The sequence below is a fragment of the Candidatus Obscuribacterales bacterium genome, from assembly GCA_036703605.1.
Taxonomy (GTDB): Bacteria; Cyanobacteriota; Cyanobacteriia; order RECH01; family RECH01; genus RECH01.
Genome location: DATNRH010000023.1, coordinates 1 through 12,276, shown reverse-complemented (window position 1 = coordinate 12,276; position 12,276 = coordinate 1). Strand labels below are relative to the sequence as shown.

General features: G+C 54.1%; 11 protein-coding genes. 6 read left to right on the top strand and 5 right to left on the bottom strand.

Translation table 11 applies throughout. From position 1 onward, the window contains the following. Positions 1-125 precede the first annotated feature (125 nt). Positions 126-1,682 carry a nickel pincer cofactor biosynthesis protein LarC gene (larC, locus tag V6D20_00635; GenBank protein HEY9814303.1) on the top strand — a complete coding sequence of 519 codons (1,557 nt, stop codon included), beginning with the start codon at positions 126-128 and terminating at the stop codon, positions 1,680-1,682. A gap of 74 nt (positions 1,683-1,756) precedes the next feature. Then, a complete protein-coding gene (locus tag V6D20_00630) occupies positions 1,757-2,272 on the top strand; it encodes a hypothetical protein (GenBank protein ID HEY9814302.1) in 516 nt (171 codons plus the stop codon). 24 nt (positions 2,273-2,296) lie between these two features. Here V6D20_00630 and V6D20_00625 read toward each other — a convergent pair whose 3' ends face one another. Then, positions 2,297-3,070, bottom strand: a complete 774-nt coding sequence (locus V6D20_00625) for an amino acid ABC transporter ATP-binding protein (protein ID HEY9814301.1) — start codon at positions 3,068-3,070, stop codon at positions 2,297-2,299. Positions 3,071-3,393: 323 nt separating this feature from the next. Between V6D20_00625 and V6D20_00620 the strand changes: the two genes are divergently transcribed. Further along, the gene (locus V6D20_00620) at positions 3,394-4,224 is read left to right on the top strand and encodes a basic amino acid ABC transporter substrate-binding protein (GenBank protein HEY9814300.1); all 831 of its coding nucleotides are present in this window, start codon (positions 3,394-3,396) and stop codon (positions 4,222-4,224) included. Positions 4,225-4,528: 304 nt separating this feature from the next. Continuing rightward, positions 4,529-5,239, top strand: a complete 711-nt coding sequence (locus V6D20_00615) for an amino acid ABC transporter permease (GenBank protein ID HEY9814299.1) — start codon at positions 4,529-4,531, stop codon at positions 5,237-5,239. On the opposite strand, the gene V6D20_00610 is transcribed toward V6D20_00615, so the two are convergent. Then, the gene (locus V6D20_00610; protein ID HEY9814298.1) at positions 5,236-7,074 is read right to left on the bottom strand and encodes an AAA family ATPase; all 1,839 of its coding nucleotides are present in this window, start codon (positions 7,072-7,074) and stop codon (positions 5,236-5,238) included. The two genes, V6D20_00615 and V6D20_00610, sit on opposite strands and share 4 nt — an antisense overlap. 149 nt (positions 7,075-7,223) lie before the next feature. Further along, a complete protein-coding gene (locus tag V6D20_00605) occupies positions 7,224-7,793 on the bottom strand; it encodes a pyridoxamine 5'-phosphate oxidase family protein (GenBank protein HEY9814297.1) in 570 nt (189 codons plus the stop codon). A gap of 454 nt (positions 7,794-8,247) precedes the next feature. On the opposite strand from V6D20_00605, the gene V6D20_00600 reads away from it, so the two are divergent. After that, positions 8,248-10,941 carry a M48 family metalloprotease gene (locus tag V6D20_00600; GenBank protein HEY9814296.1) on the top strand — a complete coding sequence of 898 codons (2,694 nt, stop codon included), beginning with the start codon at positions 8,248-8,250 and terminating at the stop codon, positions 10,939-10,941. 107 nt (positions 10,942-11,048) lie between these two features. Here the strand turns inward: V6D20_00600 and V6D20_00595 are convergent, their stop codons facing one another. Then, positions 11,049-11,393, bottom strand: a complete 345-nt coding sequence (locus V6D20_00595; GenBank protein HEY9814295.1) for an NAD(P)H-quinone oxidoreductase subunit M — start codon at positions 11,391-11,393, stop codon at positions 11,049-11,051. 137 nt (positions 11,394-11,530) lie between these two features. On the opposite strand from V6D20_00595, the gene V6D20_00590 reads away from it, so the two are divergent. Next, entirely contained in the window at positions 11,531-11,698 is a 168-nt protein-coding gene (locus tag V6D20_00590; GenBank protein HEY9814294.1) for a hypothetical protein, read from the top strand. Here V6D20_00590 and V6D20_00585 read toward each other — a convergent pair. Further along, positions 11,684-12,276 (bottom strand): N-acetylmuramoyl-L-alanine amidase (locus V6D20_00585; GenBank protein ID HEY9814293.1); only part of this gene is annotated, 593 nt, incomplete at its 5' end. The two genes, V6D20_00590 and V6D20_00585, sit on opposite strands and share 15 nt — an antisense overlap.

Here is a 12,276-nt window from a genome sequence, read left to right as displayed (position 1 = left end):
GGCATTGCTGAATGGTGGGATGATTCCGCAGCATGGTGCATGGAGTTTCAGATCCTATAGCTAACGGTTCATCTCTTGACTCAGCAACGCCAAGATGAGTAGTCTCAAGACCTAGGACTCAGTGCATGGCAAAGGTGGCGTATCTCGATTGCCCGACCGGACTGTCGGGCGATATGTGTTTAGGAGCATTGGTGGATGCGGGGGTGCCGCTGCTGTATTTGGTTGAGCAGTTGCAGCGTTTGGGCATCGGTGATGAATTTCAACTGCGGGCGGAGGAGGCGAATCACAATGGCCAGCGGGCGACGAAGGTGCAGGTTGATCTCCTCACGCCCCCCATCTCTGCCCATGATCATGATCGCCCTCCCAACCACACCCATGATGCTGACCACGCTCACGGTCATCCTCACACCCATGATCACGGTCATGCTCACACCCATAATACTGACCCTACCCACGACCACGGTACCCGCCGCTTGCTAGAGATTGAGCAAATGATTCAGGCAGCGCAGTTGCCCGATCGCCCTACGCAGTGGAGTTTGGCAATTTTCCGGCAGTTGGCCCAGGCTGAGGGAGCCGTGCATGGCATTCCACCGGAGCAGGTGCAGTTTCATGAAGTGGGGGCAACGGATGCGATCGTGGATATTGTCGGCACCTGTTTGGGGCTAGATTGGCTGAAGATCGATCAGCTTTATTGCTCAGCGTTGCCCACCGGCGGCGGGACAGTTTGGGCGGCCCATGGTCGCATTCCTATTCCTGCTCCGGCGGTTCTCAAGCTTTGGGAACTGCGTCAAGTACCGATCTACCACAATGGCATCGATCGGGAAATGGTCACTCCCACGGGAGCAGCGATCGCCACGACCTTGGCTCTCCAGTTTGGTCCACCACCGCCGATGGTTTTGCAGCGCGTGGGTTTAGGCGCCGGAGGGCGATCGCTCTCTATCCCCAATATTTTACGGCTATGGCTAGGAGAAACCTCAGAGGGACAGACGACAGGAGCCCATCACGCTCATCCTGTCTCCACGCGATCGCCCGAGGCTGCAGCCCAGCTTGGCAGCCCTCACCCTAAATTCCTCTCCCAAGAAGGGAGAGGGACTTTGAATCCGACTTCCCCATCTTGGGGGCTGGGGCTGGGGGATGATGGCCAGACCTGCCAACGTGAGATGTGCCTATCGTCCGATTCCGATCCTAATCCAGTTACCAACCTATCTAACGAAATCTTATCTGATGGATCTCTGGAGGCGATCGCTGTTCTTGAAACTCAGATTGATGACCTCAACCCCCAAGCCATTGGCTATGTGTTTGATGCTCTATTTGCTGCAGGGGCGCTGGATGTGTTTACCCAAGCGATCGGCATGAAAAAGTCTCGTCCTGGTGTATTGCTGACGGTGATCTGTAGGAGCGATCGCTTGGAGGACTGCGAGACGATCGTATTTCGAGAAACCACAACCCTAGGTATACGGCGATCGCTCAGCCAGCGCCGGGCCTTAGCGCGGGAGTTTCATCAGGTGACGTTGGATGGTCATCTGGTGCATATTAAAGTAGCGCGGGATGACCAGGGTCAAATCCTCAATGCTCAGCCAGAGTATGAGGATTGTGTGGCCGTAGCCCAAGCCACAGGCCAGCCTTGGCGTCAGGTGCATCAAGCAGCGATCGCTGTTTGGCATAACCGTCAACATCTGTAAACCCAGCAACGTTGACATACTTCCATTGTCTTAGATTTATTCTATGACCATCCTATAAAAACTCTGTAATATCTATGGTTTCACTAGCATCTAACCTGATCTGGTATCTGAACCCATCATTTTACCTTGCAAATTCAGGTATCCCTTTATTCACTCAGAGCATTACATATCAAGTTCTGCTCCTAATCCCTATCGTGGCGATCGAAGCCTATGTTCACAGAAAATACCTAAAGCTCAGTATTCCGCTCGCCCTATACATATCCTTTACGGGTAATTTTATCTCTACCCTGGGTGGAGGGATTGCACTACTGGTGGCGACGGCTGTTCTCAGTCAACTGCTTTTTCAGTGGGTGATGTTGATCCCTACGGGCGTATTTTTCCTGTTGCCTTTGGAGATTATGGTAACTCTCATCCCCATGTTTTTTCTTTCCGTAGCCATTGAGTCATGGTTAGGACGATGGAGATTGAAAACGCTGGATCGGCGCAAGGTAAATCAGTCCTTTTGGGTCGCTAATGCCTTTACCTATGCCATGCTGGAGGTGGTAGCGATCGCTCAACTGATTCAGGGCTATCTCAAAGGCTTAGGTTAGCTAGGGGGCATGGGCTTGCCCATGCTAAACCGCTGCGAAACTCATGCGGCTGAGGAAGGTCTGTAGGCGATCGCTCTGGGGATTGGTCAATACTTCCCGCGCCGATCCTTCTTCTTCGATATAGCCCTTGTTGAGGAAAATGACACGATCGGCTACCTCGCGGGCAAATTGCATCTCGTGGGTGACAATCACCATAGTCATCCCTTCTTCTGCCAGTTGTTTCATCACCAGCAATACTTCTCCCACCAGTTCTGGGTCAAGGGCGCTGGTTGGTTCGTCAAAGAGCATCACTTGGGGCTTCATGCACAGGGCTCGGGCGATCGCCACCCGTTGCTTTTGTCCACCCGAGAGTTGATCAGGATAGGCGCTGGCTTTCTCTGATAAGCCAACTTTCTCCAGGAAAAAATAAGCTGTTTGCTTGCTTTCAGACTTAGACTGACCCAATACTTTCTGGGGAGCCAGAGTTAAGTTATCTAAAACGCTTTTGTGGGGAAATAGATTGAATTGCTGGAATACCATGCCAACGTTAGTACGCAGGCGGCGCAGTTCTTGATTGGGCAGGGTGGGGGATGAAATGTCTATGCCGTTGACGATTAGCCGACCACCGTTGATAGCCTCTAGACGGTTAATGCAGCGCAGCAAGGTACTCTTGCCGCATCCCGAGGAGCCGATGATAGCCACTACTTCACCCAGAGCGATCTGGCTGCTAATGCCGTTTAAAACTTGTAAGTCACCGTACCGTTTTTTGACGTCTTCGAAGAGTACAGCAGGCATTTGGCGATCGCTAACCTTGACCATGGCACACAGGGTTTGTCTAAAGTAAGTGGTTATCGCTGCACTATACTGGCTGCTTTATCCCTGAAAACCTTAAGACAATCAGGATTTTTACACCAATACAGTCCCAGCACTGTAGCAGTTCTACCACACTAGACCCCACAACATCGCCGTATTGGCTACGAACTGGTTTCAACAAACCCTGTACAATAATCCGGATTAATGATCGGATGGCTGACCCTGCTCTCATGCCAGGATCACCTGCATCGTTGGTTGAGTCCACATCACAGAACACCTTCCGGACATGCTGTTCTCGTGAAAAAAATGTATTGAAGTGAATGTTGACTATGGTTCGAGTGACACGATTTAGATTTTTACGCCAGTTTTTGCTTGGCTTGGTTTGTGTTGTGATGATCGCCGCCTGTGGGGGCGGTGGTGGTGACACGGGTGCTCCCGCAGATGATGCAGCCGGTGGCGGCAGTGATCGCTTAGTAGTGGCGACCGAGCCAGCGTTTCCGCCCTTTGAATTTCAAGCTGAGGACGGCAGTCTGGCTGGCTTTGATATTGATCTGATGAATGCGATTGGCGAGGCGGCCGGCTTTGAGGTGGAGTTTCAAAGTCTTCCCTTTGATGGCATTATCCCAGCTCTCCAGACGAACATAGTGGATGCAGCTATCAGCGGCATGACCATTACTGCTGTTCGTCTGGAAACGGTAGATTTCTCCAGACCCTATATTGCGGCTGGGTTGGCGATCGCTGTTCAAGAGAGCAACACGGATATTAATTCCATTGGTGACCTCGAAGGCAAGCGAATTGCTGTCCAGATCGGCACCACAGGGGCAGATACGGCTAACGGCGTTCCCGATGCCCAAATAAGCACCTTTGACTCCGCACCCTTGGCCCTGCAAGAGTTGTCGAATGGCAATGCTGATGCGGTGATTAATGACGCACCGGTGACCCTAGATGCGATCGCCAGCGGCAATATTCCTGGTCTGAAGGTGATTGGCGAACTGGTGACGGAAGAGTATTACGGTATTGCCCTGCCCAAGGGGTCGCCCAACCTAGAGCGGGTCAACTCTGGCATGGCTACCATTCTCGATAACGGTACCTATGCTGAGATTTTCCAAACCTGGTTTGGGGCAGAGCCGCCGGAGCTGCCGGAAGAGGCTCCGTTGTAAAACCGGTCTAAATTCGTCCGGTTTGGATTGGGATTGAAGGGGAAAGGTCAAGGCTCGAATCATCTCCGGATGCAAGTCCCAGATCCATCGTTTCCCCTCATCCCCCAGCCTCTTCTCCAACAAGGGGAAAAGAGGAATAAGAAAGTGAGCTTTCAAAGCCCCTCTACCGACCTGGGAGAGGGGTTCGGGGTGAGGGTCTTCGATGGTCACCAGTCGGGTTGATGGTCTCCTAGAGCTTCGACTCCCTTCTACTTACAACGCTCATTTTGCTACAACTCCGCCGTTATAAACACTATTCAACACCATGAGACTAGACGTTATTCTAGATGCCTTTCCCAAGCTCTTGGTTGGAGCCGGGATTACCGTTCAACTAACGGTGATCGTTATCTTTTTTGGCTTAATTGGAGGGTCGTTGATGGGGATTGCTCGCCTGTCCCCCATTCCAGCGGTGCGGATTGCCACTCGTATCTACGTGGATTTCTTCAGAGGAACGCCGCTCCTGGTGCAAATCTTTATGGTTTACTTTGGCATACCATCGCTCATTCAAAGCATGGGTTCCCAATTTAGCTTTAGCCGACCAGTCGCGGCTATCTTGGCGCTGAGTTTAAATGCAACGGCCTATATTGCTGAAATTGTCCGGTCGGGCATTCAGTCTATTGAGTTGGGGCAACGGGAAGCATCTGAATCCCTCGGTCTGAGTCCTATGCAAACCATGGGCTATGTCATCTTTCCCCAAGCGTTCCGCCGGATCATTCCGCCCTTGGGCAATGAATTTATTACCCTGCTCAAAGATACTAGCTTGGTATCCATCATTAGCTATGAAGAACTGTTCCGCGAGGCGGAGTTGGCCGCAGCGACAAACTATCGCTACTTTGAGCTTTTCGGCACGGTTGCCATGGTGTATTTGGTGATGGTGATTGTGCTGTCGCAGTTCTTTAGCTGGCTGGAGAATGCGCTCAACCCAGCCAACCGCGGCAAACGTACGAAGCCCAAACCGGTGGTGGAAGAAGTCTAGAGCGATCGCTTCTGGAGTTCGAGGGCCAGATGAGCCCGCTCAAAGTCAGCGGTGGTAATCGATACCAGAGTGGGATCATCAAGCTGCAGGGCTCGGTAGCGGCGAATGGCTTCTAAGGCAGCTTGGTTGCTAAGCAGAGCCAGGTCTGCGCCGTTCCAATCTGCCGTGCAGGCGGCCCACTGGGCTAGATCGACGTCTTGCAGAGGGCGATCGCTGTTATGAACCTGCAGGATGGCTAGGCGACTGTCGGCATCGGGTAGGTCAATCTTCAGTTGCAAATCTAAGCGTCCAGCGCGCATCAGGGCTGGATCTAAGGCATCAGGGCGATTGGTTGCCCCCACCAACAGCACATTGGGGCAGCCTTGTAGACCATCCAGTTCGGTCAGGAGTTGCCCCACAACGCGATCGCTGACGCCGGAATCGCCGTTAAATTTACCTCGCGCCGGAGCTAGGGTGTCCAGTTCATCAATGAAGATGACGCAGGGCGCTGCTTGGCGAGCTTTGGTAAAGAGTTCTCGCACCGCCTGTTCTGCTGCTCCCACCCAGCGGCTGAGTAATTCCGGGCCATTCACGGCAATGAAGTTCGCGCGGGCCTGGGAGGCGATCGCCTTGGCCAACAGCGTTTTTCCGGTTCCTGGTGGCCCCCAGAGCAAAATTCCTCGGGGGGCAGTTGCCTTGGTTTGGGCATAGAGTTCGGGATAGAGCAGGGCTCCCTCAACGGATTCCTGCAGTCGCTGCTTCACCTCTTGCAATCCACCAATGTCATCCCAATGGGTATTGGGTGATTCCACTTCCACCGACCGCAAAACAGCAGGACGAATCTCGCGGATTGCCTGCAGGAAGTCGTCGTGGGTGATGGTCATGGTGTCGGGGATGGGAGCGCTCAAGGTGGGCACCTGTCGCCGTAGGGCGGAGTAGGCGGCTTTCTGGCAGAGAGCTTTCAGATCGGCACCGACCATGCCAACTCCTAAGTCAGCGATCGCCCCCAAATCCACCGATGCATCCAGCGGCATGGCGCGGGTGAGAATGGTGAGAATGTCCAAGCGGCCATCTCGATCCGGCACCCGGAACTGCACCTCGCGATCGAAGCGGCCAGGACGACGCAGGGCGGGATCGAGGTGATCTGGACGATTGGTTGCCGCTAGGATGATCACGCCTTCGGTTTTAGCAAAGCCGTCCATGAGTCCCAAAAGCTGGGCCACGAGACGTTTTTCTACTTCTCCTTCCACCTTGGCGCGATCGGGCGCGAGGCTGTCAATTTCGTCAATGAACACCAAACAAGGAGCCGATCGCGCTGCTTTTTCAAAGATGCTGCGCAAGCGAGCTTCAGCCTCGCCGTAATATTTGCCCATCACTTCGGGGCCAATAATCGCGATGTAGTTGACGCCCAGTTCATCGGCGATCGCCCTAGCGGTTAAGGTCTTTCCGGTTCCCGGTGGCCCGACGAGCAAGACACCCCGAGTTGGCTCCAGTCCTAGCTTCTTCAGTAAGTCGGGACGCTTCAGGGGAATTTCGATCAGCTCCCGCAGCTCTCGCAGCACCTCACCCAGACCGCCCACATCTTGCAGAGACGCGTCAGGCAGATCAGGACTCTCCGAACCATCTCCGGGCGGCGGCGTCACCAAAACGCGATCGCCCTCATCCTCACCTCCACTGGAGGGGGTGCGAATGCGGCTGGTGCCGATATCGTTCGGGATATTGCCCTGGCGAGGAATGCTGCTCATCGAACGGGAGTTGATGCGGATATCCGTCTTGAGTTCGCCCTTTTCGGCCTTTTCCTCTAAGGTCTTGGCTAGTTCCAGCAGTTGCTCGAAGCCTTTGAAGAGATCGTTCATGCTATTGCTCTGCTCGGTGCGTCCAGTATAGCGAGTGAAAAGATGGAGTGTCCTAGGGAATCGCCATAGCAGCGCTGTAGACCAGCCGGGCGGTTCTTTGCATCCATACCAGTCTTAGAATGCCCCATCCGGATCGCAATCCATCGAGGCTAGGGAGAGTCGGAGGGCGATCGCCTGGCCAGGGGCGTGGGTAGTCCATCAATGCTGACCCGATTTTTTTGCTGTTGATAGGCCTCCAAGCCCTCAATGCCCTTTTTAGCAGACCACTGCACCAGGGAATCTCGCTGTCCGTCATAGCTAAGGAGCGGTACGCCTTGCCCGCAGGAGGTTTGGATGCGATTGAGATCGACCGTAATAATCTGTCGCATACCTGGAATTTCAGGAAACAGCGATCGCTTGGCATCCCAATCGGGGGTGCCAGGCAACAGGGTTTGCCCGGTTCCATAGAGGCGTAGGATCATCGGCGCTCCCTGAAAGGCGCAAAACATAATTGTGATCCGTCCGTTTTCTTGAAGATGGGCTGAGGTTTCATTGCCGCTGCCGGTGAGGTCGAGATAGGCAACGCGGGTGGGTGACAGAATGCGAAAGCTATCTAGCCCTTTGGGAGAAAGATTAATATGTCCGCTATCAGATAAGGGGGCAGTAGCCACGAAAAACAGCGACTGTTGCTGAATAAAGTTCTGGAGATTCTGGGTAATCTGATCAAATACTTTGGCCATGAGTCCTGAGTCCGTCGATGGTTGTACAGGTCAAAGGAGGCACTACCCTTGGTGGATCAATGCTGCCATCATCCTATCTCGATTCAGGATATTGAAAATTTCGTAACATTCGCGAGGTAGGGATCTAGACCATGGGTTAAGGTCTAGGCGCACGTCATCTGCGAGAGCTACCAGGCGATCGCCCCATCGTCACGGTTCCAACCCTGGTTGGTGAACCAATCGTTTTGCGTGGGCTGGGTTGAGTAACAGGAAACCCAAAACCAGCTTAGATTCCGTTGGCTGACGCTAACGCTACCCCAACCCGCAAGAGCGTCAGGATCCCAGGAGCTTGTTCATCCATCAGCGACTCATTTACATCTATTTATACAGATTAAACCGATCTACCCATAGTCAGAGTTCCAGGTCAGAGTTCTAGGTCAGAGTTCCAGGGGACGTCCCCTCTAGGAGGTTAGTTGTGTCAAAACGTTCACAGCGATCGCGCTTTTCATCTCGTTACGGTTGGCTCGGCATTGCCTTGATCGCGATCGCTTTAGCATGGTGCTTAGGCAGTTGGGGGCGTAGTAGCTTAGCCCAAGACTGGGACGGTGATGAAGGGTATGACGGTTATGATGCACCCTATGCCTATTTATCCATGAATGTCACCGATTTAGAGTCAGTTTCTCTATATCTCGCCGTGAACGTGCCGCTATCAGACGCCGAGCGTGACTCATTGGGAGCGGAGGATCAAGCGATCGCTGACCAACTTCCCCAACGGCTCTATTGTGCTTCTTCTGATGTCACGGTGGACGCGTGGGACGGCTGGTCAACGATCACAGTCAATTGTCAGCGTCCCACTAGCCCTCTTAGTTCCTGGCAATCGATCATCACCCTGAATCTCTCTGCCCTTGAAGAACCGCTGCGGGCCTTAGATATTACTACGCTGCAGGTGGGGGTATATGGAACGATTGGCCAGCTCGTGATGACGCCAGCCTTGGGCGATCGCCTTGGATACGGTGGGTCTACGGCGTACAACACAGTCTTGGCTGTCTCTGACTTACCCGAAACGCTAACGCTACAAATAGGCTACCGGATATCTACTATCGTCCTGCAGGCTGGTCTAGGGATTGCTCTCATCTTGCTACCCCTTGGGCTTATCCTCTGGATGCGACACCATGCCTTGCAGGTTGCGCCCGATCGAGCGGCTACGACGTGGTTTAGCTATCAATATTGGCTGGGATTGCTGAGTTCTGCCGTTTGGATCGGTTGGCTGGTGCTATTGCTGAGCTTCGATACGCTGACGATAGTTAGTTTAATGGGCGATCGCTGGGCATGGTTATCGTCGGTTTGGGGCACCAACTTGATGCTGATTGCTCCACCCCTACTGGTCAATGTCCTCAGTTATGCTCTGTCCTATCCTGTCTTTCGGAACATCGGGCAGCAGGACTGGAGCCGGTTTGAACTCATTCAGCAAAGTCTTCTAGGCCAGATCCAGGTTCTTCTACCCCTGATGTTTTTGATAGCGGGCATACGAGACTTGTTTGCCGGTGCCTTTCAGCTAGGGGTGGTGTGGATAATCCTGGCTGTGGTCAGCCGAGTGGTGCTGATGCAGTGGTTGATGAAGTCTCAAGACTTGACGGTGCAGTCTCTGACCATGGGAGATCTACGCGATCGCATTTTTGACTTAGCAAAACCTACCGGCGTGAAGCTCAACCAAGTGTATATCCTGCCTAGGGGGCGCAATAAGATGGTCAATGCTTTTGCGCTGCAGGGCGGCCAGGTGATGTTTACCCAGTCGTTGCTGGAGCAGCTCACCAAGGATGAGGTGGATGCCGTCGTGGCCCATGAACTGTCCCACCTGCAGTATGGTCACCACCAATCGCTCCAGGGATCCTGGCTCTGGGCAGCCATGGGCTGTGGTTTGATCACGTTTATGATGTCTACGCTGGTGCTACCGGGATTTCCCTGGCTGCCGGTCACCGTTGTGGTTTCCCTGCTCACCTATTATCTGACCTCTCGCCGATATGAGCATCAGGCGGATGTGCAGGCCGTGTTGCTCACGGGCAATCCTAAGGCGATGATCACCGCCTTGGTCAAACTAGCGCAGTTCAATCAAATGCCGCTGGAATGGGGCAAGCGACGGGAACTATTGCTCACCCATCCCTCCATGCGGCGACGGGCTGAGGCGATCGCCTCCCGCTATGACGTTTCGCCTGAGCATCTGGATGAATGGCTAGCAGAATCGGATGAATCGCCAGACACCTACTCCCTGCCCATGGCTGACGCCGTGCCGATCTTCTCCACGGCTTTTAAGCAACGGGTGATCACTCGCCTATCCCTTTCGCTGCTGCTGGCTCTCACCCTAACGCCGACCCTGGCCGCCATTCTGATCAACACCTGGCAACTCACCGGCGGTCTTGCCTGGCTGGGCATGATCCTGGGGGCGATCGCCACCGTTGGCGTCATGCTGGCGGTGCTCAACTGGATGCCGCTTCTGGGGTATCGCAACCTAGAGCAGCAGCTAGGGGAACGACTGCAGTACCAAGGATTACCGATCGATGCCTGGGGTGGGCGCTTTGTGGGCCTATCTCCCGGCGCAAATCCGCGCATCTATGAGGGATTCTACAACTGGGATTTGGGCTTTGTCTGGTGGGTGGGCGATCGCCTCTACTATGCCGGAGAGCAAACCCGCTTTTGCCTACAAGCCGACCAGATCACCCAAATTCAGCGCCGTCCAGGTATCCAGGGCTGGTGGCGATCGCCCACGGTAGGTCTCTATTGGCAAGATGGAGAGCAGGCAGGAGTATTCACCCTCGTGCCCACAGATGTGCGATCGCTGCGACAGATCCCCTCAGCCGTCCGCCAATTTCAGCGCGATCTAGAGGCTTGGCAAAGTCAGCCTATCCCAGCTTCCCTGCCGGAGGAGTTAGGTGCATGGACAATCCCGCAAATAGGTGAAGTGACCAGTCAAAAGCTTGCCGAGGCTCTTACGATTAATCAAGTCCTTAGCTCTTTTGTCACCCTAGGCATCGCTGCCTTAGGGCTGTCTGTTCTCACCCAGCTCCCCTTTGGATGGAACCAGGTAGGGGCTTGGTATGTGGTTGGCACAGCGCTCCTAGGGTCAATCGTGCAAATGGTGCCCCTGTTTTATCAGCGCCGTCTATCCTCTTAGTCCGGTAGCGTTGCAGCGGCCACCCTATCCCTATGTTCAACGATGATCGATGAGATACATCTCGCACAGGGGGTAGCGACGGCGATTCATAAGGTGTAGTTGCGGCGTTAGCTAGTTGCTTTGTCCACCACTTGGGGGAGCCCAAGGCTATAGTTCCGGGCGCGGCTTTGCAGGTTGTAGGAAATATCGCCGGCTTGGAGAAGCGATCGCACAAAATGTTCTAGATCTGAACCAATGCGCCGCAGGTTGTAGTCGGTTAAATCTTGACCTTCGCTGGCGTCTACCAATGCCTGAAACTTTTGCTGAACGGCTTGGATCGCGGCATCTGTCCAGTTCAGTTCGTTATCGGGATCAATATCCAGGGTTAATGTATCGGCACTAGGATTGAGGTCTTTGCCATCAACCATGGCGCTAAAAATACGGATATGGCGAGTCGTGGATTTCAGTAGCATAGGGCTGACATCTAGACAGGGTGTTCATCGGGACTGGGTTGACAGACTCTTGCCTGGTGATCGCCTACGAAGATGAAGCTCACGCAGCGCCCTGAAGCAGGTCGATCAACCCACCAGAATCTCTTTTCATCTTAGCGGTGAACGGTCTCCCAGGGCGATCGCCTTGGGCAGAATGGAGCAAAAACCCTGATCCTGGGCCCATCCCAGAGCGATCGTTCCCTGAGCGCAGTCGTTGGCGTAGCCGCCCCAAAGGGGCTAGGGAACGATCGCTTCAGCATACTGGTAGCCTCCTAAAGCTGCTCTAAAATTCCCCGAGCGATCGCCTCAGCAATTTGGGTTTGAAAAGCACTATCCCGGAGACGAGATGCATCTTCAGAACCGGTGACAAACCCCACTTCCACCAAAACCGATGGCATGGTGGTTTGGGTAAGCACATAGAACCGCGCTTGCTTAACGCCGCGATCGCGCATTCCCGTGGTGGAAATGAGGTTGGACTGAATCGATTGGGCTAGCGATCGCCCACTGGAGTAGTAGAAGGTCTCGATGCCGTTGACATCAGGGCGACTCATGCTCAAGGCATTGGCATGAATACTGACAAAAAGATCGGCATTGGCCCGCTCGGCGCTAGCGACGCGGGGGGCTAAGTCTAGTTCGCGATCGTCGCTGCGGGTCATTTGGGTTTGCACACCCTGCTGCTCTAAAAGGCTGGCAACTTGCAGCGAAATGGGCAGCACCACATCTTTTTCCCGTAGTCCGTCAATGCCTACAGCTCCTGGATCACGACCGCCATGCCCTGGATCAATCACCACCAGCGATCGTGACGTGGGTACTGGTAGGGTGGCAGAGGGCGTGGGGGTGGGGGTGGGTTGAGGGGTGGGGCGCG